The sequence below is a fragment of the Streptomyces sp. NPDC045678 genome (assembly GCF_056432085.1).
The window spans coordinates 1378824-1402648 of sequence record NZ_JBWKJS010000001.1 but is presented as its reverse complement, the minus strand read 5'-3'; the positions used below and the strand labels follow the sequence as shown (position 1 = coordinate 1402648).

At 69.7% G+C, this 23825-nt stretch carries 23 protein-coding genes; 11 read left to right on the top strand and 12 right to left on the bottom strand.

Going from position 1 to position 23825, the window contains the following annotated elements:
- Window positions 1–44 precede the first annotated feature (44 nt).
- The gene (locus AC07DO_RS06220) at window positions 45–2927 is read left to right on the top strand and encodes a tetratricopeptide repeat protein (RefSeq protein ID WP_479057409.1); all 2883 of its coding nucleotides are present in this window, start codon (window positions 45–47) and stop codon (window positions 2925–2927) included.
- Window positions 2928–3087: 160 nt separating this feature from the next.
- Window positions 3088–3237: a hypothetical protein gene (locus tag AC07DO_RS06215; protein ID WP_479057408.1), complete on the top strand. Its 150-nt coding sequence runs from the start codon at window positions 3088–3090 to the stop codon at window positions 3235–3237.
- A gap of 63 nt (window positions 3238–3300) precedes the next feature.
- Here the strand turns inward: AC07DO_RS06215 and AC07DO_RS06210 are convergent, their stop codons facing one another.
- From AC07DO_RS06210 to AC07DO_RS06175, 8 genes are all read right to left on the bottom strand, one after another.
- Window positions 3301–3639 carry a metal-sulfur cluster assembly factor gene (locus tag AC07DO_RS06210; protein ID WP_030358830.1) on the bottom strand — a complete coding sequence of 113 codons (339 nt, stop codon included), beginning with the start codon at window positions 3637–3639 and terminating at the stop codon, window positions 3301–3303.
- Window positions 3636–4112: a Fe-S cluster assembly sulfur transfer protein SufU gene (sufU, locus tag AC07DO_RS06205; RefSeq protein WP_479057407.1), complete on the bottom strand. Its 477-nt coding sequence runs from the start codon at window positions 4110–4112 to the stop codon at window positions 3636–3638. Before sufU ends, AC07DO_RS06210 begins: the two co-directional genes overlap by 4 nt.
- Before the next feature lie 16 nt (window positions 4113–4128).
- A complete protein-coding gene (locus AC07DO_RS06200) occupies window positions 4129–5385 on the bottom strand; it encodes a cysteine desulfurase (protein WP_479057406.1) in 1257 nt (418 codons plus the stop codon).
- The gene (gene sufC / locus AC07DO_RS06195; RefSeq protein ID WP_055566802.1) at window positions 5382–6146 is read right to left on the bottom strand and encodes a Fe-S cluster assembly ATPase SufC; all 765 of its coding nucleotides are present in this window, start codon (window positions 6144–6146) and stop codon (window positions 5382–5384) included. The genes AC07DO_RS06200 and sufC overlap by 4 nt, the downstream gene beginning before the upstream one ends.
- Before the next feature lie 7 nt (window positions 6147–6153).
- Window positions 6154–6498, bottom strand: a complete 345-nt coding sequence (locus AC07DO_RS06190) for a bifunctional 3-phenylpropionate/cinnamic acid dioxygenase ferredoxin subunit (protein WP_055566801.1) — start codon at window positions 6496–6498, stop codon at window positions 6154–6156.
- Window positions 6495–7676: a Fe-S cluster assembly protein SufD gene (sufD, locus tag AC07DO_RS06185; RefSeq protein ID WP_479057405.1), complete on the bottom strand. Its 1182-nt coding sequence runs from the start codon at window positions 7674–7676 to the stop codon at window positions 6495–6497. Before sufD ends, AC07DO_RS06190 begins: the two co-directional genes overlap by 4 nt.
- Window positions 7677–7738: 62 nt before the next feature.
- Window positions 7739–9163 (bottom strand): Fe-S cluster assembly protein SufB, encoded by a 1425-nt coding sequence (sufB, locus tag AC07DO_RS06180; RefSeq protein ID WP_479057404.1) that lies wholly within the window; start codon window positions 9161–9163, stop codon window positions 7739–7741.
- Complete coding sequence (locus AC07DO_RS06175; RefSeq protein ID WP_479057403.1) at window positions 9160–9903, bottom strand: helix-turn-helix transcriptional regulator; 744 nt, start codon at window positions 9901–9903, stop codon at window positions 9160–9162. Before AC07DO_RS06175 ends, sufB begins: the two co-directional genes overlap by 4 nt.
- Window positions 9904–10064: 161 nt before the next feature.
- Here AC07DO_RS06175 and AC07DO_RS06170 point away from each other — a divergent pair, with 161 nt between their 5' ends.
- From AC07DO_RS06170 to AC07DO_RS06155, 4 genes are read left to right on the top strand one after another with little or no spacing between them, the layout of a single operon-like run.
- A complete protein-coding gene (locus AC07DO_RS06170; RefSeq protein ID WP_479057402.1) occupies window positions 10065–10886 on the top strand; it encodes an AAC(3) family N-acetyltransferase in 822 nt (273 codons plus the stop codon).
- 11 nt (window positions 10887–10897) lie between these two features.
- Window positions 10898–11821 (top strand): ABC transporter ATP-binding protein, encoded by a 924-nt coding sequence (locus tag AC07DO_RS06165; RefSeq protein WP_479057401.1) that lies wholly within the window; start codon window positions 10898–10900, stop codon window positions 11819–11821.
- Window positions 11818–12588 (top strand): ABC transporter permease, encoded by a 771-nt coding sequence (locus AC07DO_RS06160; RefSeq protein WP_479057400.1) that lies wholly within the window; start codon window positions 11818–11820, stop codon window positions 12586–12588. The genes AC07DO_RS06165 and AC07DO_RS06160 overlap by 4 nt, the downstream gene beginning before the upstream one ends.
- A gap of 52 nt (window positions 12589–12640) precedes the next feature.
- Entirely contained in the window at window positions 12641–13648 is a 1008-nt protein-coding gene (locus AC07DO_RS06155; protein ID WP_479057399.1) for a COX15/CtaA family protein, read from the top strand.
- Here AC07DO_RS06155 and AC07DO_RS06150 read toward each other — a convergent pair.
- From AC07DO_RS06150 to AC07DO_RS06140, 3 genes are all read right to left on the bottom strand, one after another.
- Window positions 13628–14737 carry an amidohydrolase family protein gene (locus AC07DO_RS06150; RefSeq protein WP_479057398.1) on the bottom strand — a complete coding sequence of 370 codons (1110 nt, stop codon included), beginning with the start codon at window positions 14735–14737 and terminating at the stop codon, window positions 13628–13630. The two genes, AC07DO_RS06155 and AC07DO_RS06150, sit on opposite strands and share 21 nt — an antisense overlap.
- Before the next feature lie 84 nt (window positions 14738–14821).
- Window positions 14822–15169: a hypothetical protein gene (locus AC07DO_RS06145; RefSeq protein ID WP_479057397.1), complete on the bottom strand. Its 348-nt coding sequence runs from the start codon at window positions 15167–15169 to the stop codon at window positions 14822–14824.
- Window positions 15170–15271: 102 nt separating this feature from the next.
- Complete coding sequence (locus tag AC07DO_RS06140; RefSeq protein WP_479057544.1) at window positions 15272–16225, bottom strand: heme o synthase; 954 nt, start codon at window positions 16223–16225, stop codon at window positions 15272–15274.
- Between the two features lie 419 nt (window positions 16226–16644).
- Here AC07DO_RS06140 and tkt point away from each other — a divergent pair, with 419 nt between their 5' ends.
- From tkt to pgl, 5 genes are read left to right on the top strand one after another with little or no spacing between them, the layout of a single operon-like run.
- Entirely contained in the window at window positions 16645–18732 is a 2088-nt protein-coding gene (tkt, locus tag AC07DO_RS06135) for a transketolase (protein ID WP_479057396.1), read from the top strand.
- 34 nt (window positions 18733–18766) lie between these two features.
- Window positions 18767–19885: a transaldolase gene (gene tal, locus AC07DO_RS06130; protein WP_479057395.1), complete on the top strand. Its 1119-nt coding sequence runs from the start codon at window positions 18767–18769 to the stop codon at window positions 19883–19885.
- Between the two features lie 6 nt (window positions 19886–19891).
- Window positions 19892–21415, top strand: a complete 1524-nt coding sequence (gene zwf, locus AC07DO_RS06125) for a glucose-6-phosphate dehydrogenase (RefSeq protein WP_479057394.1) — start codon at window positions 19892–19894, stop codon at window positions 21413–21415.
- On the top strand, window positions 21412–22482 hold the full coding sequence (opcA, locus tag AC07DO_RS06120) for a glucose-6-phosphate dehydrogenase assembly protein OpcA (RefSeq protein ID WP_479057393.1): 1071 nt from the start codon (window positions 21412–21414) through the stop codon (window positions 22480–22482). Before zwf ends, opcA begins: the two co-directional genes overlap by 4 nt.
- Window positions 22479–23258, top strand: coding sequence for a 6-phosphogluconolactonase (gene pgl / locus AC07DO_RS06115; RefSeq protein WP_150183481.1), 780 nt, complete (start codon window positions 22479–22481; stop codon window positions 23256–23258). Before opcA ends, pgl begins: the two co-directional genes overlap by 4 nt.
- A gap of 61 nt (window positions 23259–23319) precedes the next feature.
- On the opposite strand, the gene AC07DO_RS06110 is transcribed toward pgl, so the two are convergent.
- Window positions 23320–23814 carry a DUF2087 domain-containing protein gene (locus AC07DO_RS06110; protein WP_479057392.1) on the bottom strand — a complete coding sequence of 165 codons (495 nt, stop codon included), beginning with the start codon at window positions 23812–23814 and terminating at the stop codon, window positions 23320–23322.
- Window positions 23815–23825: the final 11 nt, after the last annotated feature.

Sequence of the window (23825 nt, the reverse complement as noted above, 5' to 3'; positions counted from 1 at the left end):
CCGGTGCAGAATGGGGACCACGTCGTCGAAGTGGGGACCCCTCCATGGCTCATGCGCAGCATCCGGAGTTCGGAGCGGCAGTCCGCCGGCTCATACGCGAGTCGGGTCTGACACTCGACCGCATCGTGGCGGCCAGCCGCGCCCGGCACCGCGTCACCCTCTCCCGGACCGTGCTGAGCAGCTGGCAGAACGGCAGGTCCCGGCCCGCCACTTGGGCGTCGCTGCAGACGCTCCTGAGCATCGTCGGCGAGCTGTCGAATGCCTCGCGCACCCAGATCGACCCCCGCCGGTGGGAGGCCCTGTACCGCGCCTGCGAACCCACGGCGCCGCCTGCCCGCAGGACGGCCCCAGCACCCCGGGACGAACGGCTCGTCCGGGCCGCGGACCCGATCCTGCTCGGCGTCCGCCAGGCCCGGAAGAACGACGGGCTCGCCCCGGTGCCCCCGTACGTAGCGCGAGACATCGACCCGGTCGTGGACAACGCTCTGCGCGCGGCGTCCCGCACCGGAGGCATGGTGCTGCTCACGGGCGATTCGACGGCGGGGAAGACCCGTACGGCCTTCGAGGCCATGCAGCGCGTATTACCGGACCTCCCTCTCCTCTGCCCACCCCCGGAAAGCTCCTTCGACGCCTGCGTCGAGACCGCCCGCACCCTGGCCGAGCAGGGCGGACAGTGCGTGATCTGGCTGGACGAGCTGGAGCACTTCCTGGGGTCCGGCAGGCTCGACGCCGACGTGCTGCGACGTCTCGTCGACTGTCGGTCCGTCCTCCTGGCGACCATGCGCCTCGCCGAGTACAACAGCCGCAGGCCCCGCCCGACCCGTACCGCCAAGGGCGGCGACGCCTACACCCGGCTCGACTTCGGCGACCCCGTCCTCAAGGCCGCCGAGACGATCGGTCTGCCCCGGGTGTGGAGCGCACCGGAACTGGAACGCACCCAGGAGCAGACCGATCCGCGCCTGGTCGACGCCCTGCGCCACCATGAACGGCACGGCATCGCCGAGTACCTGTCGGCGGGCCCACACCTGTGGGACCGCTGGCGCAACTCCCGTTACGTCGGCGGCAATCCGCGTGGTCACGCCCTCGTGTCCGCCGCTGTCGACCTCGCACGGTCGGGTCTGGGCGGCCCGCTCCCGACCGGCCTGATCACATCGCTGCACACCGGATATCTCGCCGGGGAATCGGACGCCCTGCTCGCACCGGAGCCGCTCGACGAAGCGCTGGCCTGGGCGAGCCAGGACCCGATCGGCGTCAGTCGGCTCCTGCTGCCCGTCGGGGAAGAGCTGTGGCGGCCCTTCGACTACCTCGTCGACATGCTCTCCCTCAGCGATACCGCCCCGGCGGTGCCGGACGAGGTCAGAGAGGCGGCCGTCGCCCATGCCTCGTCCAAGGAGGAGCGCTACAGCGTGGGCGTCTCCTGCTACCGCGCCGACCGGATCGACCTCGCGCTGCGTTCCTTCCTGACGGCCGCGGACGACGGCCACCACGGCTCCATGCTGTACGTCGGCTCGATCCTCCTGGACCAGGGCAAGGAGGATGCCGCGGCGGCATGGTGGCTGCGCCTCGCCAAGGCGGGCAACGCCAAAGGCATGCTCAACCTCGGTGTGCGGTACTCACGGAGGGGCCGCTCGCAGAAGGCCGAGAAATGGTGGCGCCGGGCCTTCGATGCAGGCTTCCCGGAGGCGGGCGCCAAACTCGCGAGCCTGCGCGAGGGGCGCGGAGAGCACGACGAGGCCGAGCGGCTCTGGGCCCTGGCGCTCGAAGCGGAAGTCCCGGACGCCTTCTTCCGCTTCGGCTTGCTCGCGTACCAGGAACAGGACTTCGATGAGGCGGAGAGGCTCTACCTCAAGGCGGCGGAGCAGGGGCACCGGGAGGCGACCACGAACCTCGCTCAGGTCTTCTTCACCCAAGGACGCCGGGAGGAGGCCGAGAGGCTCTACGTCATCGCCGCGGAAGCCGGAGACTTCGTCGCCATGCGGGCCCTCGGGCTGCTCAACGAATGGCGCGGCAAGTTCTACTCGCCGGATGAATCACCGCAGGACCGCATGCGCCGGGTGTCCGATTCGCTGCAGAAGCTGTTCGACGAGGCCGAACAGGAGGGCAAGTGGAACGGACAGGCCAAATCCGCCAAGCACTGGTACCGCCGCGCCGCCGACCACGGCGACCTGCTGTCCCTCCGGCTGCTGGGAAACCTCTACCAGCGCTGCCACAAGTACGAGAAGGCGCACAAGTGCTACCGGCGGGCGGCGAAGCTCGGCGATCCGCTCTCCGTCGCGTACTTCCGACAGCCGGTTCTCGCCGACGTCCAGCCGCCGGAGGGGCATCTGGACCGCCCGGACGAGGAGTACGAAGACGGCACCCCTTGGCAGCCGACTCCACGCACACTGGCCGTGCTGAAAGCCGCACTGGAGATCGAGGCGGACATGGCCCGGGACGGCCTGAAGCAGATCGAGGACCGCCCGGTCACCGCCGAGGAATCCTTCATCGGCTGCTTCGACCTACTGCCGGCCCAGACCTGGGAGCAGGGAACCCATTGGCGCCGGGAGATGATCCGCTGCTTCGACGACCTCGCGGACGACATCACCGGCAACCGTCTCCCTCTGCCGCGTTGTACGGGCGAGCAGATGGCCCTGCATCTGGCACTGGAGCACGCGTCGGCCATCACCGAGGACACACCGGCTCTCGCCGAGGAATGCGCCGAAGGACTACCGGCCCACCCCGATGACTACGACTGGTGGACGTGCAAGGACGCGCTCTTCGAGGATCACGACGTACTGATGCTCTATGAGCCCTGGATGGAAGGCATCGAGAACCCCGACGACGACGTCAACCAGCACTTCGGGATGGCGAATCTCGCTCCCGACGACTGGTTCAAGCCCTTCCGGGAGGACCGGGCCCGCGCCGCCGACCGTGGCTTCCGGAGCTGACCCGGACCGCTCCGGAATTCCGGTTCATGGAGTTTGACCTGCACAGATGAAGGTTCCGAGGGGGCGGAACCACACCGCGCAGCACCGCTCGGGGCTTCGATCGGCACGACAGGCCAGCACGCCGTCAGTCCAGTCCTCAAGTGCCGTCGAAAGGGCCCTCATGCCGTCGACCGACCTGATCTTCATGGTCCTCGTCCCGCTCGTCTTTGTCCTCGCCGTGCTCATCGGGTTCCTCGCCGCGCTGCGGGGACTGCGCGGCGAGGAACGGATCAGCGCCTTCCGGACGTTCGTCCGTGCGCTGCGCCGCTGAACGTGCCGAGGCCCCCCGGAGAATCCTCCAGGGGGCCTCGAAACAGTGCGGTCTCAGACCACCTCAGACGTTGAACCCGAGCGCCCGAAGCTGCTCGCGCCCATCGTCCGTGATCTTGTCGGGGCCCCACGGCGGCATCCAGACCCAGTTGATCCGGAGCTCGTTGACGATGCCCTCCGTCGCCGACTTCGCCTGGTCCTCGATGACGTCGGTCAGCGGGCAGGCCGCGGACGTGAGCGTCATGTCGATCGTGGCGATGTTGGCGTCGTCGATGTGCACGCCGTAGATCAGGCCGAGGTTGACGACGTCGATGCCCAGTTCGGGGTCGACGACGTCGTACAGCGCCTCGCGGACCTCTTCCTCGGAAGCGGGCTTCGTGGTCAGGGTCTCGTTCTCGCTCATGCGGTCTTCCTCTCAGCGACGTCGGCGGCATCGGTGCCCAGCGCCTGGGCCGTCGCGTCCTTCCACGCCATCCAGCTCAGCAGAGCACACTTCACGCGCGCCGGGTACTTGGAGACCCCGGCGAACGCGACCGCGTCCTCCAGGACCTCCTCCATCGCGTCGTCCGGCTCCAGCTTGCCCTTGGACTGCATCAGTTCCAGGAAGACCTCCTGGATCTGCCGCGCCTCGGCGAGCTCCTTGCCGACCAGCAGGTCGTTCAGGACGGACGCGCTGGCCTGGCTGATGGAGCAGCCCTGGCCCTCGTACGACACGTCGGCGATCGTCGACCCGTCGTACTTGACGCGCAGCGTGATCTCGTCGCCGCACGTCGGGTTGACGTGGTGCACCTCGGCGTCGCCATCGCGCAGACCACGCCCGTGCGGGTGCTTGTAGTGGTCCAGGATGACTTCCTGGTACATCGAATCCAGCTTCACGTTCCCAGCCAGCCCCTCAGCCGAAGAAGTTCCGTACGTGCTCCAGGCCGTCTACGAGAGCGTCGATCTCGCCGGGCGTGGAGTACAGATAGAACGACGCTCGCGTGGTCGCAGGAATTCCGTACCGGAGGCAGACGGGACGGGCGCAGTGGTGGCCCACGCGCACCGCGATGCCCTGCTCGTCGAGGACCTGGCCCACGTCGTGCGGGTGGATGTCGCCGAGCGTGAAGGAGATCGCGGCGCCGCGCTCCTCGGCCGTCGTCGGGCCGATGATCCGGAGGTCGGGGACCTCAAGGAGGCGCTTGACCGCGTACTCGGTGATCGCGTGCTCGTGCGCGGCGATCTTGTCCATGCCGATGGCCGAGAGGTAGTCCACGGCCGCGCCCAGGCCGACGGCCTGGGAGACCGGCGGCGTGCCGGCCTCGAACTTGTGCGGCGCGGGCGCGTACGTCGACGAGTTCATCGACACGGTCTCGATCATCTCGCCGCCGCCGAGGAACGGGGGCAGGTCCTCCAGGAGCTCCTGGCGGCCCCACAGCACGCCGATGCCCGTCGGGCCGCACATCTTGTGGCCGGTGAAGGCCACGAAGTCGGCCTGCAGCGCCTGCACGTCCAGCGGCATGTGCGGGGCGGCCTGCGAGGCGTCGATGAGGACGAGCGCGCCGACCTCCTGGGCGCGGCGCACGATGGCCTCGACCGGGTTGTGCGTGCCCAGGATGTTCGAGACGAGCACGAAGGAGACGATCTTCGTCTTCTCGGTGATGACCTCTTCGATGTTGGAGAGGTCGAGGCGGCCGTCGTCGGTGAGGCCGAACCACTTCAGCTTCGCGCCCGTGCGCTGCGAGAGCAGCTGCCACGGGACGATGTTGGAGTGGTGCTCCATCTCCGTGATGACGATCTCGGTCTCGTGGTCCACGCGGTAGGGCTCGTCGGCCCAGCCCAGCATGTTGGCCACGAGGTTGAGCGACTCCGAGGCGTTCTTGGTGAAGATCACCTCGTCCCGGCTCGGCGCGTTGATGAACTCCGCGACCTTGTCACGGGCGCCCTCGTACAGCGCCGTGGCCTCCTCGGCGAGGACGTGCACGCCGCGGTGAACGTTGGCGTTGTGCTGCTCGTAGTACTCGTTCAGTACGTCGAGGACCTGGCGCGGAGTCTGCGAGGTCGCCGCGTTGTCCAGGTACACGAGCTTCTTGCCGTCGTGGATCGTGCGATCCAGGATCGGGAAGTCCTTGCGGATCGCCTCGGTGTCGAGGAGGCCCGGCAGCTGTGTCACGCGGATGCGCCACCCTTCGTGTAGGCCTCGTAGCCCTCGGCCTCCAGCTTGTCGGCGAGCTCGGCGCCGCCGGACTCGGCGATGCGGCCGTTGGCGAAGACGTGCACGAAGTCGGGCTTGATGTAGCGCAGGATGCGCGTGTAGTGCGTGATCAGCAGGGTGCCGACCTCGCCGGTCTCGCGGACGCGGTTGACGCCGTCCGAGACCTGGCGCAGCGCGTCGACGTCCAGGCCGGAGTCCGTCTCGTCGAGGATCGCGATCTTCGGCTTGAGGAGCTCCATCTGGAGGATCTCGTGGCGCTTCTTCTCACCGCCGGAGAAGCCCTCGTTCACGTTGCGCTCGGCGAAGGCCGGGTCCATCTGGAGCTGCTCCATCGCGGACTTGACCTCCTTCACCCAGGTGCGCAGCTTGGGGGCCTCGCCGCGGATCGCCGTCGCCGACGTGCGCAGGAAGTTGGAGACCGAGACGCCGGGGACCTCGACCGGGTACTGCATGGCCAGGAACATGCCGGCGCGGGCGCGCTCGTCGACGGACATCTCGAGGACGTCCTCGCCGTCGAGGGTCACGCTGCCCTGGGTGATCGTGTACTTGGGGTGACCCGCGACCGAGTAGGCGAGCGTCGACTTGCCGGAGCCGTTCGGGCCCATGATGGCGTGGGTCTCGCCCTGCTTCACGGTCAGGTCGACGCCCTTGAGGATCTCCTTCGTGGCGTTGTCGGCCTCGACGGTGACGTGCAGGTCCTTGATTTCAAGCGTTGCCATGGGTGCCTCAGGACTCCTGGGAAAGGGAGGCGTGTACGTCAACGAGTACATCGCCCCCTTCGATCTTTACGGGGTATACGGGGACGGGGCGCGTCGCGGGAAGGCCGGACGGCTTGCCGGTGCGGAGGTCGAAGCTGGAGCCGTGCAGCCAGCACTCGATCTGGCAGTCCTCCACTTCGCCCTCGGAGAGGGAGACGTTCGCGTGCGAGCAGATGTCGTGGATCGCGTACACCTCGCCCTCGGTGTGGACGACCGAGACCGGCGTGCCGTCGAGTTCCACCCGCTTCGGGGTGTCCTCTTCCAGCTCACTCAGTCCGCAGGCCCGAACGAAGCGGGCTTGGTCGAGACTCATGCGACCGACGCCTCCAGCTCCTCTTCGATCTTCGCGATGAGGCGCTCTTCGACGTCGGGCAGGCCGATCTGCTGGACCAGCTCGGCGAAGAAGCCGCGGACGACGAGGCGGCGCGCCTCCTCCTCCGGGATGCCGCGCGACTGCAGGTAGAAGAGCTGCTCGTCGTCGAAGCGGCCGGTCGCGGAGGCGTGGCCCGCGCCGACGATCTCGCCGGTCTCGATCTCGAGGTTCGGCACCGAGTCGACCCGGGCGCCGTCGGTCAGAACCAGGTTGCGGTTCATCTCGTACGTGTCCGTGCCCTCGGCCGCGGCCTCGATGAGGACGTCACCGATCCACACCGCGTGGGCGTCGTCGCCCTGGAGCGCGCCCTTGTAGACGACGTTCGACTTGCAGTGCGGGGTGTTGTGGTCGACCAGGAGGCGGTGCTCCTGGTGCTGGCCGGCGTCGGTGATGTACAGACCGAAGAGCTCGGCCTCGCCGCCGGTGCCCGCGTAGTTCACGCGAGGGTGGAGGCGGACCAGGTCGCCGCCGAAGGTGACGACCACGGACTTGAAGGACGCGTCACGGCCGACCAGCGCGTTGTGCTGGGCGACGTGCACCGCGGTGTCGTCCCAGTCCTGGACGGAGACGACGGTGAGCTTGGCGCCGTCGCCGACGACGAAGTCGACGTTGGCGGCGAGCACGGCGTCACCGGTGTGGTCGATGACGACGAGGGCCTCGGCGAACGCTCCGAGCTCGACGACCTGGTGCGCGAAGGCGGTGCCGCCCTCGCCGTGCACGGCGATGCGGATGGGCTCGGTGAGCACCGTGTCCTTGGGGACGGTCACGACCGAGGCCTTCTCGAAGGACGAGTAGGCCTGGGCGGCGACGCGGTCGACGGGCTTGCCCGCCTTGCCGACGCGGGCGTCGTCGCGGCCGACGGTCTCCTGGGTGACGCCCTCGGGGGCGCTCACCTCGACGCGGATCCCGCCGTCGGCGACCGCCGTGCCGTCGTGCAGCCCGCGCAGGCGCTCCAGCGGCGTGAACCGCCACTCCTCCTCGCGGCCGTGCGGGACCGGGAAGCTGTCCACGTCGTAGGACGGGGGCGCGCTCATGCGGGTGGCGACGGTGGACTCGGCGGCCACCGCGATGGATCCGGCGGTCGTCGAACCGACCGGGATGTTCTGAGCCTCAGCCATGGCTGTCGTCGTGCTCTCTCTCTGCGTAAGAAGTCAGTCGCTGCGGAGGATGGTCGCCGGAATTAACCGACCGAACCCTCCATCTGCAGCTCGATCAGCCGGTTCAGCTCCAGGGCGTACTCCATGGGCAGCTCCTTGGCGATCGGCTCGACGAAGCCGCGCACGATCATCGCCATGGCCTCGAACTCCGTCATGCCGCGGCTCATCAGGTAGAAGAGCTGGTCGTCGGAGACCTTGGAGACGGTGGCCTCGTGTCCCATGGAGACGTCGTCCTCGCGGACGTCGACGTAGGGGTAGGTGTCCGAGCGCGAGATCGTGTCGACGAGCAGTGCGTCGCAGAGCACGTTCGACTTCGATCCGGCGGCGCCCTCACCGATCTCGACGAGGCCGCGGTACGACGTACGACCGCCGCCGCGCGCCACCGACTTGGAGACGATGTTGGAGGACGTGTTCGGCGCCATGTGGACCATCTTGGAGCCGGCGTCCTGGTGCTGGCCCTCGCCCGCGAAGGCGATGGACAGCGTCTCGCCCTTGGCGTGCTCGCCCATGAGGTAGACGGCGGGGTACTTCATCGTCACCTTGGAGCCGATGTTGCCGTCGATCCACTCCATGGTCGCGCCCTCGTACGCCACGGCGCGCTTGGTGACCAGGTTGTAGACGTTGTTCGACCAGTTCTGGATCGTCGTGTAGCGGCAGCGGCCGCCCTTCTTGACGATGATCTCGACGACGGCGGAGTGCAGCGAGTCCGACTTGTAGATCGGCGCGGTGCAGCCCTCGACGTAGTGAACGTACGCGTCCTCGTCGACGATGATCAGGGTCCGCTCGAACTGGCCCATGTTCTCCGTGTTGATGCGGAAGTAGGCCTGGAGCGGGATCTCGACGTGCACGCCCTTGGGGACGTAGATGAACGAGCCACCGGACCATACGGCGCTGTTCAACGAGGCGAACTTGTTGTCACCGACGGGGATGACGGTGCCGAAGTACTCCTTGAAGAGCTCCGGGTGCTCCTTCAGCGCCGTGTCGGTGTCCAGGAAGATGACGCCCTGCTCCTCCAGGTCCTCGCGGATCTGGTGGTAGACGACCTCGGACTCGTACTGGGCCGCGACACCGGCGACGAGGCGCTGCTTCTCCGCCTCGGGGATGCCGAGCTTGTCGTACGTGTTCTTGATGTCCTCGGGCAGGTCCTCCCAGGACTCCGCCTGCTTCTCCGTGGAGCGCACGAAGTACTTGATGTTGTCGAAGTCGATGCCGGAGAGGTCCGAGCCCCAGTTGGGCATGGGCTTCTTGTCGAAGAGGCGCAGGCCCTTGAGGCGGAGCTTGGTCATCCACTCCGGCTCGTTCTTCTTCGCGGAGATGTCGCGGACGACGTCCTCGTTGATGCCGCGCTTGGCAGAGGCACCGGCGACGTCGGAGTCGGCCCAGCCGTATTCGTAGTTGCCCAGACCCTCGAGTTCGGGGTGGGCAGTCTCCGTGGTGGGGAGCGTCATGCGGGGTTCCTCCCGGCCGTGCTTGCTGATGCTGGTGTGGTGGTCTGCCTGGTGGTGGTGCTGCCGCTGCCGCCGCTGCGCGGAATGAACGTCGTGCAGACGCCGTCTCCGTGGGCGATGGTGGCGAGGCGCTGCACATGCGTGCCGAGGAGTTCGGAGAACATCTCCGTCTCGGCCTCGCAGAGCTGCGGAAACTGTTCGGCGACATGGGCGACCGGGCAGTGGTGCTGGCAGAGCTGTTCGCCGACCGGTGCGCTGCGCGCCGTAGCAGCGTACCCGTCGGCGGTCAACGCCTTCGCCAGAGCCTCGGTGCGCTGTTCGGGGGGCGCGGCGTCGATCGCCTGCCTGTACGTCTCGGCCTGGGCGGTGATCCTCGCCCGGGCGAACGCGACGACGGCCTCTTCACCGTGGTGCTCGGTGATCCACCGGAGCGCTTCCGCGGCCAGCTTGTCGTACGACTGGTCGAAGGCGTCGCGCCCGCAGTCGGTCAGCGCGAAGACCTTGGCGGGACGGCCCCGGGTTCTGGCGCCGTAGACCCGCTGTTCGCGGGGCTCGACCACGTTCTCGTGGGCGAGGGCGTCCAGGTGCCTGCGGACGGCCGCCTGGGTGAGGCCGAGGCGCTTCGCGAGATCGGCGACGGTGGACGGGCCGTGGTCCAGGATGGACCGCGCGACACGGTTGCGCGTCGAACGCTCACCTGTCGCGAGTTCCTCCTGCGGAGCCTCGCCAACGTTTTTCACAACGCCATTGTTGCGTAATTCCTCAGAGCCTGACAACCCGCGTCCTGATCACCGGACGGTGCGCTGCATCACTTAGGTAAACCTAAGCTGACCTGCGGAAACGATCACTGATCGATCAATTGGGTGGCGCTCGGCCGGTCGGTCCAGGAGACTGCCTGACCATGCCGACACCCCCTCCCACCGGCCCTTTGTGCACGCGCGAGTCCCTCGCGCGCGAGCTGCTCCGGCTCGGCGTGCGCCCCGGCGAGACCCTCCTCGCCCACACCTCGCTCAGCGCGCTCGGCTGGGTGAGCGGCGGAGCCGTCGCCCTCGTCCAGGCGCTCCTGGACGCCCTGGGCCCCGACGGCACGCTCGTGGTCCCCACGCACACCGGCGACAACTCCGAGCCCTCGGTGTGGCAGAACCCTCCCGTGCCCGAGGAGTGGTGGCCGGAGCTCCGCGCGTCGATCCCGGCGTACGACCCGCTGACCTCCGCCAGCTACGGCGTCGGCGTCGTCCCGGAGACCGTCCGCACCTGGCCCGGCGCCCTGCGCAGCGCCCACCCGCAGACGTCGTTCGCGGCGCTCGGCCCCGCCGCCGCCACGATCACCGCCGGGCACGCACGCGACTGCCGGCTCGGCGAGCGCAGCCCCCTGGCCCGCCTGGAGAAGGCGGGCGCCCGCGTCCTCCTCCTCGGCGCGGGCTACGGCTCGTGCACCTCGTTCCACCTGGCCGAGTACCGCGTCCCCGGCCCCGAGGAGGAGACCTCGTTCGCCGCGATGACATCCCGGGGGCGCGTCTGGAAGACCGTGCGGGAGCGGTCGATCGACGAGGGGGACTTCGCCGAGCTCGGCGAAGCCTTCGAGCAGGACACCGAGGTCGTACGCGGCTTCGTCGGCGCCGCCGAGTCACGGCTCTTCCCGGTGGCGGACGCCGTGGCGTACGCGGAGCGGTGGATGGCGACGAACCGCCCCGCGCAGCCAGGACCTCCGGTCCGTCCCTAGACTGGCTCACCATGCGAAACGAGCCTGTCGTACAGGTCGAAAATCTGGTCAAACGGTACGGCCCCAAGACCGCGGTGGACGGTCTCGACCTGACGGCGGAGGCCGGCATCACCGCCGTTCTCGGCCCCAACGGCGCGGGCAAGACCACCACGATCGAGACGTGCGAGGGCTACCGGAAGCCGGACTCCGGCACCGTCCGCGTCCTCGGCCTCGACCCGGTCCGCGAGGCGGACGCGCTGCGGCCCCGCGTCGGCGTGATGCTCCAGTCCGGCGGCGTCTACTCCGGCGCCCGCGCCGACGAGATGCTCCGCCACGTGGCCAAGCTCCACGCCCACCCGCTGGACGTCGACGCGCTGATCGAGCGGCTCGGCCTCGGCACCTGCGGCCGCACCACCTACCGGCGCCTCTCCGGCGGCCAGCAGCAGCGTCTGGCGCTCGCCATGGCCGTAGTCGGCAGGCCCGAGCTGGTCTTCCTCGACGAGCCGACCGCGGGCCTCGACCCACAGGCCCGCCGGGCGACCTGGGAGCTCGTGCGCGACCTGCGCCGCGACGGGGTCTCCGTCATCCTCACGACACACCACATGGACGAGGCCGAGGAGCTCTCCGACGACGTCGCCATCGTCGACGCGGGCAAGGTCATCGCCCAGGGCAGCCCGGACGAGCTGTGCCGCGGCGGCGCCGAGAACACCCTGCGCTTCACCGGCCGCCCCGGCCTCGACGTCGGCTCGCTCCTCAAGGCCCTGCCCCCGGACTCCGCCGCCGCCGAACTCACCCCCGGCTCCTACCGCGTGAGCGGCACGGTCGACCCGCAGCTGCTCGCCACGGTCACCTCGTGGTGCGCCCAGCACGGAGTCATGCCGGACCGCATCTCGGTCGAACGCCACACCCTGGAAGACGTCTTCCTCGAGCTCACGGGTAAGGAGCTGCGCGGATGAGCGCCGCCGGTACGTACACGCCGAAGCCGGGCGCCGCCCCGCTCTCCCGCATGATCGCGGCGCAGGCGGTTCTTGAGACGAAGATGCTGCTGCGCAACGGCGAGCAGCTGCTCCTCACGGTCATCATTCCGACCCTGCTCCTGGTGCTGTTCAGCGCGGTCGACATCGTCGACACGGGCAAGGGCGAGGCCGTCGACTTCCTCGCGCCCGGCATCCTCGCGCTCGCCGTGATGTCGACGGCGTTCACCGGGCAGGCCATCGCGACGGGCTTCGAGCGCCGCTACGGGGTGCTCAAGCGGCTCGGCGCCTCGCCGCTGCCGCGCTGGGGGCTGATGACGGCGAAGACGCTCTCGGTGCTGGTCACCGAGGTCCTGCAGGTCGTCCTCGTCACGGTCATCGCGTTCGCGCTCGGCTGGTCGCCGCACGGCAACCCGTTCGCCGTCCTGCTGCTCCTCGTGCTCGGCACGGCGGCGTTCTCCGGGCTCGGCCTGCTGATGGCGGGCACGCTCAAGGCGGAGGCGACCCTGGCCGCCGCGAACCTGGTCTTCCTGCTCCTGCTCATGGGCGGCGGCGTGATCGTCCCCCTCGACAAGTTCCCCGACGCGGCGCGGACGCTGCTCGGGCTGCTTCCCATCTCGGCGCTCTCGGACGGCCTGCGCGACGTCCTGCAGCACGGCGCGGCCATGCCGTGGGGGGACCTCGGGATCCTCGCGGTGTGGGCGGTGCTCGGGCTCGGCGCGGCGGCGAAGTTCTTCCGCTGGGAGTAGGCCGGCGTGGAAACGTCCCCCTCGTGAAGCCGTGCACAAGCGGCCCCCTACGATGGGGCGCGTGCCAAACGTGACCCGAGCCGACATCGCTCAAGCCGTGCGGAACCCGCTCGCCTTCATCGCCGAGCGCTGGACCCCCACGCAGCGGACCGTCCAGCAGGCGGCCCTGATCTCCCTCGTCATGACGGTCCTCATCGTGGTGACGGGTGGCGCCGTCCGCCTGACCGGCTCGGGCCTCGGCTGCCCGACCTGGCCCAAGTGCACGGACGACTCGCTGACCGCGACCCACGAGATGGGCTTCCACGGAGTCGTCGAGTTCGGCAACCGCATGCTGACGTACGTGCTGTGCGCGGCCGTCGGCTGGGCGATCATCGCGGCCCGCTCGCAGAAGCCGATGCGGCGCAGCCTCACCCGGCTCGGCTGGATCCAGTTCTGGCTGGTCATGGGCAACGCGGTGCTCGGCGGCATCGTCGTACTCGTCGGCCTGAACCCGTACACGGTCGCGGCACACTTCCTGCTCTCCTCCGCCCTGATCGCGGTCGCCGTCGTCATGTGGCAGCGGGTCCAGGAGGGCGACGCCGAACCGCGCCCGCTGGTCGGCAAGCCCGTAACGCAGCTCGTGTGGGTCCTGGTCGCGGTCTCCGCCGTGCTGATCGTGGCGGGCACCGTCGTGACGGGCGCGGGGCCGCACGCGGGCGACTCCAGTGACGTGCCGCGGATGGGCGTCGACTGGGAGGCGGTCAGCAAGCTGCACGCCGTCATCGCGTGGGTCGTGGTGACGCTGACGTTCGCCCTGTGGTTCGTCCTGAAGGCCGTCGACGCGCCCCGGGGCCCGCTGACCCGCACCCGCCAGCTGTTCCTGATCCTGCTGTCGCAGGGCGCGATCGGTTACGTCCAGTACTTCACGGACCTGCCGGAGCTCCTCGTCGGCCTGCACATGCTCGGCTCGTGCGTGGTGTGGATCGCCGTGATCCGCGTCCTGCTCTCGCTGCGGGAGCGTCCGCTCACCACGGCCGATCTGCCCGCCCAGGCCGACGACTCACGGCTCTCGGCCGTCTGAGAACCCGTCCGGCAGCCCGTACACCCGCCGCGCGTTGCCCGCGGCGATGAGACCCGCCACGCGCTGCGCGTCGGTGAGCGACCAGGCGCCCTCCGCGACCCAGGTGCCCAGCACCCGGCCGAGGGCCTCCCTGAACAGATGTGCCCCGACGACGTGCAGCTCGGGCAGCCCGTGGGCGCCGCTGGAGAACAGCAGCTTGCCGAAGGGCGCGAGTTCCAGGATCTCGGCGAGCACGGCGGCCGCGCGGGCCCCGGTGCGCACCAGCGCGGGGCCCAGATCCGCGTACACGTGCGGGAAGACGGCCGCCAGGTGCGCGGCGCTGCGGTGGTACGGATAGCCGTGCAGCAGCACCAGATCCGTGCCGAGCCCCGCGGTGGCCCGCGCGAACTCGCCGAAGTACGTCTGCGGGTCCCCGGCCCCCGCATGCAGTTGGAGCGGCCGCCCCGAGGCCACCGCGATCCACAGCAGGTGCCGCAGCAGTACGGGATCGGCGAGCGCCCCGCCGACCTGCCGGTCCGCCAGCCAGCGCCCCACCGCGCCCCGCACCTCGCCGGGTCCGGGCGGTTCCGGGGCGAGGGCCAGCGGGTGCCGTACGCCCGCGACCGAGGTGAAGGCGACGGCTCCGGCGGCGGCCGCGTGCACGGATTCGGCGAGGTTGGCGAGGAACGTGTCGGCGGTGCCCGAGGTGTCCGCGACCTGCTCGGCCAGTAATTCCAGGCGGACGATCTCGCGGGCGTCGGCGTCGCCGGTGGAGGCCATCTCGCCGGGGCCCGTCAGGTCCCCGGGAAGGCCCGTGTCGACGAGGTACGTGGTGATGCCGCTGCCGCGCAGCAGGCGCCGCCCCGACTCCAGGACGCCCAGTTCGCGGCGGCGGGCGAGATAGCGGGCCGGCGGGCAGTGCGGCTCGATGCCGAGCAGCGGCGGGCACCAGCGGCGCACCGCGAAACCGGTCTGGGTGTCGAAGAAGGTGGTGCCGGGGGCGGGCGGTCCCCCGCCCCGGCCGAGGTGGGCCTCGAAGGTGCCGAGGCCCAGCTCCGTGCGGAGGACGCCATGGCAGTACTGATCCACCAGGGACGGCGTTTCGATCATCCGGACTCCCGATCGGTGGACCTGGCTTCTACGGTCCTAACGGGTGACCCGGGTGTCAGGTGTTGCTTTCGGCCTTCATCGGCCTCAGCCGTTGCTCGGGCCGCCGATCTGGATGCCCGCCATCCGCTTCCACTCGTAGGGGCCGGTCTTCACCTTGGCGGCGAATTCCCCCGCGAACTCCTCGTGGACGGTGATTCCGGCCTTCTCCACGGCGCTCTGCGCGACGGCGTAGGTGGGCGCGACCAGGTCGCCCCAGCCGCCGTCCGCGCCCACGAGGACGATCCGGGTGCCCTCGTGCCCGATGTACGCGATCTGCCCCTCGGCGCCGCCGTGGGCCTGCGCGAAGGCACCGATCTCCTTGGCGAGCCGGGCGGCCTTCCGCTCGGCACGAGCGGCCTGCTTGCTGTCCTCAACCTGCTGGATCTCTGCCATGGGCAGGATGCTACCGACGGGTAGCCCACTTGGCGACAGACGGACGACGTGGCATCTGCCACGCGCTGGGCATGCCCCGTAAGGCGCCTCACCGCGGAGCGACTAGCGCAGGAAGGGGTCCACCGCCACGGCCACGAAGAGCAGCGACACGTACGTGATCGACCAGTGGAAGAGCCGCATCTCCTTGAGCTTGCCGCCCGTCACCTCGGCCTTGGCGCGGTTCTGGAGCCCGTGCGCCTCCCACAGCCACCAGCCGCCGGTCACCAGCGCCACCGCGGTGTAGAACCAGCCGGTGTAGCCGAGGGGCTGGAGCAGCAGCGAGACGGCGACCATGACCCAGCTGTAGAGGACGATCTGGCGGGCGACCACCTTGTTGGAGGCGATGACCGGCAGCATCGGCACGCCGACGCGCGCGTAGTCGTCCTTGACCTTCATGGAGAGCGGCCAGTAGTGCGGGGGCGTCCAGAAGAACATCACCAGGAAGAGGACGATCGGCGCCCACGACATGGAGTTGGTGACCGAGGACCAGCCGATGAGGACCGGCAGGCAGCCGGCGATGCCGCCCCAGACGATGTTCTGCGAGGTCCGGCGCTTCAGGATCATCGTGTAGACGACCACGTAGAAGAGCAGGGCGCCGAGCGAGAGCCAGGCGGAGAGCCAGTTCACGGCGTAGCCGAACAGCAGCGTCGAGACGACCGCCAGGGTGATGCCGAAGACGAGGCACTCGCGGGGGCTGACCATGCCGGTCACGAGCGGCCGCTGCGACGTGCGGTCCATCAGCGCGTCGATGTCGCGGTCGATGTACATGTTGAGGGCGTTCGCGCCCCCCGCGGAGAGGTAGCCGCCCAGGCAGGTCACGAAGACCAGCCACAGGTCGGGCACCCCTTGCTCGGCGAGGAACATCACCGGAACGGTGGTGATGAGCAGAAGCTCGATGATCCGCGGCTTGGTCAGCGCCACGAACGCCTTGACACGAGCCCCGAACGGCCGATGGCTCGGGCTAAGGTCCGTCCCGGAAACCCCCGCTGGACGGGATTCAACGGCCGTCACGCACACCCCTGACAGAGACATCCCAGCAGGCCGACCAGCACCTTCTGACATGAAGATCCGGTAAAGCCCGCGCGTACCACGCCACTGTAGACGTTGCCCATACCTCGCCCTTCGCGGGGGTGGGGTCGTGTTGGACCGCGGGGCCCAACGGCGTCCCGGGCGGCCCGGGTCGCCACATGAGCGGAACCGTGCGTTCATTGAGCGGACAAATGGGCGATACCCGTGGCCTTTTGAGCGGACATATGAGCGAGCCCGTATTCACTTGCGGAATGTCTTCACTTTCTTTTCGGGAGGCGCATCCCCGCATGTCGCGGCAGTCTGGAATGACTCGAAAAAATGAGCGTTCTAGCAGCGGTAGGCTCGACAACGGCCGGTGGGATCTACGCCGCCGGCATTCGACATGTGGAGAGGAGCCCTGACTCAGGGTGAGCACCAAGCCGACCACCACAGACCTCGAGTGGACCGAACTGGACCAGCGGGCCGTTGACACCGCCCGCGTCCTGGCCATGGATTCCGTACAGAAGGTCGGCAACGGCCATCCCGGTACGGCCATGAGCCTCGCGCCCGCCGCGTACACCCTTTTCCAGAAGGTGATGCGCCACGACCCGGCGGACGCCGACTGGACCGGCCGCGACCGGTTCGTCCTCTCTGCGGGCCACTCGTCCCTGACCCTCTACATCCAGCTGTACCTGGCCGGTTTCGGCCTGGAGCTGGATGACCTGAAGGCCTTCCGCACCTGGGGCTCGAAGACCCCGGGCCACCCGGAGTACGGCCACACGGTGGGCGTGGAGACGACCACGGGCCCGCTGGGCCAGGGCGTTGCCAACGCCGTGGGCATGGCGATGGCCGCCCGCTACGAGCGCGGTCTGTTCGACCCGGAGACGACCGACGGCTCGTCCCCGTTCGACCACTACGTGTACGCCATCGCCGGTGACGGCTGCCTCCAGGAAGGCATCTCCGGCGAGGCCTCGTCGCTGGCCGGACACCAGAAGCTCGGCAACCTGATCCTGCTGTGGGACGACAACCACATCTCGATCGAGGGCGACACCGAGACCGCCGTTTCCGAGGACACCCTCAAGCGGTACGAGGCGTACGGCTGGCACGTCCAGCGTGTGGCGCCCAAGGAGGACGGCGACCTCGACCCCGCCGCGCTCTACGCCGCGATCCAGGCCGCCAAGGCCGAGACCGAGCGCCCCTCCTTCATCGCGATGCGCTCGATCATCGCCTGGCCCGCCCCGAACGCGCAGAACACCGAGGCCGCACACGGCTCGGCGCTCGGCGACGAGGAAGTGGCCGCCACCAAGCGCGTCCTCGGCTTCGACCCGGAGCAGACCTTCGAGGTCTCCGACGAGGTCCTCGCGCACACCCGCAAGGCGCTCGACCGCGGCCGCGAGGCCAAGGCCGAGTGGGAGAAGAGCTTCGCCTCGTGGCGCAGCGGTGACTCCGCGCGCGCGGCCGAGTTCGACCGCATCACCGCGGGCGAGCTGCCCGAGGGCTGGGAGGAGAAGCTCCCGGAGTTCGAGACCGGCAAGGGCGTCGCCACGCGTGCCGCGTCCGGCAAGGTCCTGCAGGCGCTCGGCGCGGTCATCCCCGAGCTGTGGGGCGGCTCCGCCGACCTGGCGGGCTCGAACAACACCACCATCGACAAGAACTCCTCGTTCCTGCCGAAGGGCAACCCGCTGCCGGGAGCCGACCCGTACGGCCGCACGATCCACTTCGGCATCCGCGAGCACTCCATGGCCGCGGAGATGAACGGCATCGCGCTGCACGGCAACACGCGCATCTACGGCGGCACCTTCCTGGTGTTCTCCGACTACATGCGCAACGCCGTGCGTCTGTCCGCACTGATGCACCTGCCGGTGACGTACGTGTGGACGCACGACTCCATCGGCCTCGGCGAGGACGGCCCGACCCACCAGCCGGTCGAGCACCTGGCCTCGCTGCGCGCCATCCCGGGCCTGAACGTCGTGCGCCCGGCCGACGCGAACGAGACCGCCATCGCGTGGCGCGAGATCCTCAAGCGCTACACCAAGGAGTTCGGCAAGGGCGCCCCGCACGGCCTCGCGCTGACCCGCCAGGGCGTGCCGACGTACGAGCGCAACGAGGACGCCGCCAAGGGTGGCTACGTCCTGTTCGAGGCCGAGGGCGGCTCGCCCGAGGTCGTGCTGATCGGCACCGGCTCCGAGGTCCAGCTCGCCGTCGAGGCGCGCGAGCAGCTGCAGGCCGCGGGTGTCCCGACGCGCGTCGTCTCGATGCCGTCGGTCGAGTGGTTCGAGGAGCAGGACCAGGGGTACCGGGACTCGGTGCTGCCGCCGTCGGTGAAGGCGCGCGTGGCGGTCGAGGCGGGCATCGGCCTGACCTGGCACCGCTTCGTGGGTGACGCCGGACGCATCGTCTCGCTGGAGCACTTCGGTGCTTCCGCGGACGCCAAGGTGCTCTTCCGCGAGTTCGGTTTCACCGCTGACGCGGTGGCCGAGGCGGCGCGGGAATCGATCGCCGCCGCTCAGCGCTGACGCCCATATACGACCAAGTAGGAGATGTAATTCCATGACAGACGCACTCAAGCGCCTTTCAGAAGAAGGCGTCGCGATCTGGCTGGACGACCTGTCGCGCAAGCGGATCACGTCCGGCAACCTCGCCGAGCTGATCGACCAGCAGCACGTCGTGGGCGTCACGACCAACCCCTCGATCTTCCAGAAGGCGATCTCGCAGGGCGACGGTTACGACCAGCAGCTCTCGGACCTCGCCGCCCGCGGGGTCAGCGTCGAAGAGGCCATCCGCATGATCACGACGGCGGACGTCCGTGACGCCGCCGACATCCTGCGCCCGGTCTTCGACGCCACCGGTGGCCAGGACGGCCGGGTGTCGATCGAGGTCGACCCGCGGCTCGCCCACAACACCAAGTCGACGGTCGCCGAGGCCAAGCAGCTCGCGTGGCTGGTGGACCGCCCGAACACGCTCATCAAGATTCCCGCGACGAAGGCGGGCCTGCCCGCGATCACCGAGGTCATCGGCCTCGGCATCAGCGTCAACGTCACGCTGATCTTCTCCCTGGAGCGTTACCGCCTGGTCATGGACGCGTACCTCGCGGGCCTGGAGAAGGCCAAGGAGCGCGGCCTGGATCTCTCCAAGATCCACTCAGTGGCGTCCTTCTTCGTGTCCCGCGTGGACACCGAGATCGACAAGCGCCTGGACGGCATCGGCACGGACGAGGCCAAGTCGCTCAAGGGCAAGGCCGCCCTCGCCAACGCCCGCCTGGCGTACGAGGCGTACGAGGAGGTCTTCTCCTCGGACCGCTGGGCCGCCCTGGACAAGGCGCAGGCCAACAAGCAGCGTCCGCTGTGGGCCTCGACCGGCGTCAAGGACCCGGCGTACAAGGACACCCTGTACGTCGACGACCTCGTCGCGCCCAACACCGTGAACACGATGCCGGAGGCGACCCTGGAGGCCACGGCCGACCACGGTCAGATCACGGGCAACACCGTCGCGGGCACGTACGACCAGGCGCGTGCCGAGATCGCCGCCGTGGAGAAGCTCGGCATCGGCTACGACGAAGTCGTGCAGCTCCTGGAGGACGAGGGCGTCGAGAAGTTCGAGGCGTCCTGGACCGACCTGCTCAAGTCCACCGAGGCCGAGCTCCAGCGCCTCGCTCCCGCGAAGGGCTGACCCACTTTGTCAAGCAGCAATCCGCTGCGTGACGCCGCAGACCGACGGCTCCCGCGTATCGCGGGGCCGTCGGGCCTGGTCATTTTTGGTGTCACGGGCGATTTGTCCCGTAAAAAGTTGATGCCTGCTGTCTACGACCTCGCCAACCGGGGTCTGCTGCCACCAGGTTTCTCGCTCATCGGCTTCGCCCGCCGCGACTGGGAGGACGAGGACTTCGCCCAGGTCGTCCACGACGCGGTCAAGCAGCACTCGCGGACGCCGTTCCGCGAGGAGGTCTGGCAGCAGCTCATCCAGGGCATGCGCTTCGTCCAGGGCAACTTCGACGACGACGACGCCTTCGAGCAGCTCAAGGCGACCATCCAGGAGCTGGACAAGGCGCAGGGCACCGGCGGCAACTTCGCGTTCTACCTCTCGGTGCCGCCGAAGTTCTTCCCGCAGGTCGTCCAGCAGCTGAAGAAGCACGAGCTCGCGGACGCCCCGAAGGGCTGCTGGCGCCGTGCGGTCATCGAGAAGCCGTTCGGGCACGACCTGGCGTCGGCCCAGGACCTCAACGCGATCGTGCACGAGGTGTTCGCCCCGGACCAGGTGTTCCGGATCGACCACTACCTCGGCAAGGAGACCGTCCAGAACATCCTGGCGCTCCGCTTCGCCAACCAGATGTTCGAGCCGATCTGGAACCGGTCGTACGTCGACCACGTCCAGATCACGATGGCCGAGGACATCGGCATCGGCGGCCGCGCGGGCTACTACGACGGCATCGGTGCCGCCCGTGACGTCATCCAGAACCACCTGCTCCAGCTGATGGCGCTGACCGCGATGGAGGAGCCCGCCTCCTTCGACGCCGACGCGCTGGTCGCCGAGAAGGCGAAGGTGCTCGGCGCCGTCCGGCTGCCGAAGGACCTCGGCAGGAACACGGTCCGCGGCCAGTACGCCGCGGGCTGGCAGGGCGGCGAGAAGGCCGTCGGCTACCTCCAGGAAGACGGCATCGACGCCAAGTCGAAGACCGACACCTACGCCGCGATCAAGCTGGAGGTGGACAACCGCCGCTGGGCGGGCGTGCCCTTCTACCTGCGCACCGGCAAGCGCCTGGGCCGCCGCGTCACGGAGATCGCGGTCGTCTTCCAGCGCGCGCCCCACTCCCCCTTCGACCACACCGCCACCGAGGAGCTCGGGCAGAACGCGATCGTCATCCGCGTCCAGCCCGACGAGGGCATCACGGTCCGGTTCGGCTCCAAGGTGCCCGGCACCTCCATGGAGATCCGGGACGTCTCGATGGACTTCGCGTACGGCGAGTCCTTCACCGAGTCCAGCCCGGAGGCGTACGAGCGTCTGATCCTGGACGTCCTGCTCGGCGACGCCAACCTCTTCCCGCGCACGGAGGAGGTCGAGCTGTCCTGGAACATCCTCGACCCGATCGAGGAGTACTGGGACAAGCACGGCAAGCCCGCGCAGTACCCGGCCGGCACCTGGGGCCCGACCGAGGCGGACGAAATGCTCGCACGAGACGGACGGAGCTGGCGTCGGCCATGAAGATCGACCTTACGGACACCACGTCCAGCAAGATCAACAAGGCGCTGGTGCAGGGCCGCCGCGCGATCGGCACTCCGGCCGTGGGCATGGTCCTCACCCTCGTCATCGTCACCGACGAGGAAAACGCCTACGACTCCCTGAAGGCCGCCAACGACGCGTCCCGCGAGCACCCCTCGCGCACCCTCGTGGTCATCAAGCGGGCCGCCCGCTCGCCCCGTGACCGCACCACCTCGCGCCTGGACGCCGAGGTACGGGTCGGCGTGGAGGCGGGCACCGGCGAGACGGTGGTCCTGCGGCTGTACGGCGAGGTCATCGACCACGCCCAGTCGGTCGTGCTGCCGCTGCTGCTCCCCGACGCCCCCGTGGTCGTCTGGTGGCCGGTCAACGCCCCGCTGGACCCGGCCAACGACCCGCTCGGCGCCCTGGCCCAGCGGCGTGTCACGGACACGTACGCGGCCGAGGACCCGATCGGCGAGCTGACCGCGCGCGCCGAGGCCTACCACCCCGGCGACACGGACCTGTCGTGGACCCGCATCACGCCGTGGCGCTCGATGCTGGCCGCGGCCCTGGACCAGATCGCCTGCAAGGTGCAGTCGGTGCAGGTGGACGGCGAGGAGTTCAATCCGAGCTGCGAGCTGCTCGCCATGTGGCTCGCGGACCGGCTCGACGTCCCGGTGAAGCGGGCGCTGTCGCCCGGCCCCGGCCTGACCGGTGTGCGCATGGAGACCGACTGCGGCCCCATCGTGCTCGACCGGGCCGACGGCTCGCTCGCCACGCTCCACATCGAGGGCCAGCCCAACCGGGCCGTGGCGCTCAAGCGCCGCGAGACGGCGGAGCTGATCGCGGAGGAGCTGCGTCGCCTCGACCCGGACGACACCTACGCGTCGGCGCTGAAGTACGGCGTGGACCGGCTGGCGCAGACGCCCACCGGGCGGGTGACCGAGACGGCCGACGAGGCCCCCCGGAACTCCGGTGACTCCGGCGAATCCGGTGACTCCACGGCCGCTCCCGAGCCGAAGAAGGCCCCGGCCAAGAAGACCGCCGCGAAGAAGGCGGCGGCCAAGTGACCGCGGCCCCGCAGCTCGTCGTCCACCGCGACAAGGAGCTGATGGCGCAGGCCGCGGCGGCCCGCCTCATCACGAAGATCGTCGACGCGCAGGCCGCCCGCGGCCACGCGTCGGTGGTCCTCACCGGCGGCCGCAACGGAAACGGCGTACTGGCGGCGCTCGCCGCGTCCCCCGCGAAGGACGCGATCGACTGGTCGCGTCTGGACCTGTGGTGGGGCGACGAGCGCTTCCTGCCCGACGGCGACCCGGAGCGCAACTACACCCAGGCCAAGGAGGCACTGCTCGACTCGGTGCCCCTCAACCCGGCCCGGGTGCACCCGATGCCGGCCTCGGACGGTGCGTACGAGGTGGACGCGGCGGCGGAGATCTACGCCGCCGAGCTCACCGCGGCCGCGGGCCCCGAGGACCACGGCCCGGTGCCGACGTTCGACGTCCTGATGCTCGGCGTCGGCCCGGACACGCACGTCGCGTCGCTCTTCCCGGAGCTTCCCGCGGTGCGTGAGACGGAGCGCTCGGTGGTCGGTGTGCACGGCGCGCCGAAGCCCCCGCCGACCCGCGTCACGCTCACGCTCCCGGCGATCCGGGCGGCCCGCGAGGTGTGGCTGCTCGCTGCGGGCGAGGACAAGGCGAACGCCGCGGCGATCGCCCTGTCCGGCGCCGGCGAGGTGCAGGCCCCCGCGGCCGGTGCCTACGGCCGCTCCCGGACGCTGTGGCTCCTGGACGCCGCGGCGGCCTCCCAGCTCCCGCCGGAGCTGTATCCGCCGGCCGTCGCGTAGCGGTCCCGGCGGTCCGCCGCGCTACGACCCTGAGGGCCCCGCACCGGTCGGTGCGGGGCCCTCAGGCGTCGACGAGGACGCGCCGGTAGCTGCTGCCGTCCTGTTCGCGGACGAGGAGGCCGTCGGTGACGCAGTACCTGCGCAGCGCCGCCGTGTCGTCGTGGACGGTGCGGAACGCGTCGTTGACCTCGCCCTCGCTGTAGGCGCGGTCGGCGTCGAAGAGGGTGTCCGTGAGGTGGACGAGGAGTTCGTGGCGCACGACGGGACGGACCGGGATGGCCGTGAGGCGGCCGTGCGCGAAGAAGCCGGTGAGGCGGCGCGGCACCGTGGGGTGGGCGTGCGCGTCGACGGGGTCGGGAGAGCGCCGGAAGACGGCGGGGTCGGCCCGCAGTGAGCCGTCGGGCAGCCGCTCCACGAGGCCGGTGGCGAGGAGGCGTCCCAGGTGCTTGCGGGCGACGGCGGAGTCGGCCTCGCGGGGCGGCAGGTCGTCGAGGACGATCCGCGCGTACAGCCTGAGTCTCTCGGGATCGGCGAGCGCGGCGTGCAGCTGGTCCATGACGGGGTCCC